Below are 1,482 nucleotides of genomic sequence, written 5' to 3' on the forward strand. Positions count from 1 at the left end.
AGAAATTTGGGCACCCATTATGCACGAATATTTTGGATCAGGCACTTACCGACCAAAGTGAAGCAGAGCATGAGAACCAACAACTGACCCAGACACAACGATACCAGATTTACGCCCATCATGACTTGGGCGGGGGCCAGCGACAGATCGCCAGGAAACTGGGGCTCCACAGCAGCACGATTAGCTGTGCACTGCGCCGCAGCACGACGGCCAGTGGCTATGATCCCGAACACTATGTAGTCGCGTGACTGCTCCCCGCCCGACGCGCTAATGCGCCACGGACGGGGCTTCCCACTTCAACGGCTGCTACCGACAGTACGCCGGCTTTACGCGAGCCTCATTGGACAGAAACGGACAGCCCTGCCGCCTTTAACTGCACGATGCCTTGATGCTTGATGTTCAGCGCCGCGTTGATGTCCCGGTCGTGGCGTGTATGGCAGGCGGGGCACGCCCACAACCGGACGTTTAGCAGCATGGCATCCATCTTGTGATGGCATGCATGGCAGGTTTTGGAGCTGGGGAACCGCGGGTCAAGTTTGACCAGATGCTTTCCCTTTTCCTCTGCTTTGTAGGCCAACTTGGCGATCAAGGCATGCCAGGACGCATCGCCAATGTGTCTGGCGAGCCTGGCATTTTTCATCATGTTCTTGACTTGCTGTTTTCTCTTGAGGTTTTTCTGCGCCTGCTTGAGAAAACGCGGATTGGCAGTCTTGCGACCGCTTGAGTCAATGGCAAGATGCGACAAGCCCATGTCGAGGCCGACGACGCTTGAGGCGTCGAGGTCTTGCAGACGTTCCGGCGCGTCCTGCCCCGTTTCAAACAGCAGCGCGGCGTAGTGCTTGCCGGTGACGGTGCGCGACAAGGTCATGCTTTTCAGCTTACCCTGAGTACACCGATACACAGCTCAAATTCCCGCCGTGCTTTGTATTCCCGCCCACATTGGGCGAGGGTTTACGCGGATTTTTGCTAACCTGCTCCGCCAGTTCCTATAAACCCCATAAACTTAAAAACCCATATATATATCAGCATGATATTCAATAAAATTTATGAGTTTATCTTTTCCTGCGGCGGTTTTACGCACCGGTTAACGCCGCCCTTCGCCACCCTGCCTGTCACAAACCGGCACATACCGTGATTTTGATATGTCCGCTTTTGTACCGCTTTTGACCTTTGGCCGCCAAAGGTGAACGAGCTTTTTTTGGCGAGCTGCTTACGGCGATATTCGAATATGCAGCGCAGAGTCGATTACCTTCGTCGCTCCATCTCGCGCAGACCTTCATTAGGCGACTGGACGAGGTGCGCAAGAGGGAACACCGCGGGCAGAGATATCCCGGAGTGCGGCGCTAAACCTTGCGGGAAAGTCTAGACAACGAGGCCTTAAGTGCTTATTCAAAATTAATCGCGTATTCAGTGCCATAACCACCAAGTAGGCGGTGTACCTCATCACAGAGGCGATCAAAAGAGAGATAGGCTCCCAGCGGC

The 1,482-nt window shown here is 54.4% G+C and carries 1 protein-coding gene and 1 pseudogene; one reads left to right on the plus strand and one right to left on the minus strand.

Annotated elements, in window-relative coordinates:
* Positions 1–32: 32 nt before the first annotated feature.
* Positions 33–230, plus strand: a pseudogene (locus tag ABD654_RS05635) (helix-turn-helix domain-containing protein); the annotation flags it as partial.
* A 107-nt stretch (positions 231–337) separates the two neighbouring features.
* Here the strand turns inward: ABD654_RS05635 and ABD654_RS05640 are convergent.
* Positions 338–868 (minus strand): RNA-guided endonuclease InsQ/TnpB family protein, encoded by a 531-nt coding sequence (locus ABD654_RS05640; RefSeq protein ID WP_222120377.1) that lies wholly within the window; start codon positions 866–868, stop codon positions 338–340.
* Positions 869–1,482: the final 614 nt, after the last annotated feature.

The organism is Halomonas cibimaris, from assembly GCF_039537045.1.
Classification (GTDB): Bacteria; Pseudomonadota; Gammaproteobacteria; order Pseudomonadales; family Halomonadaceae; genus Vreelandella; species Vreelandella cibimaris.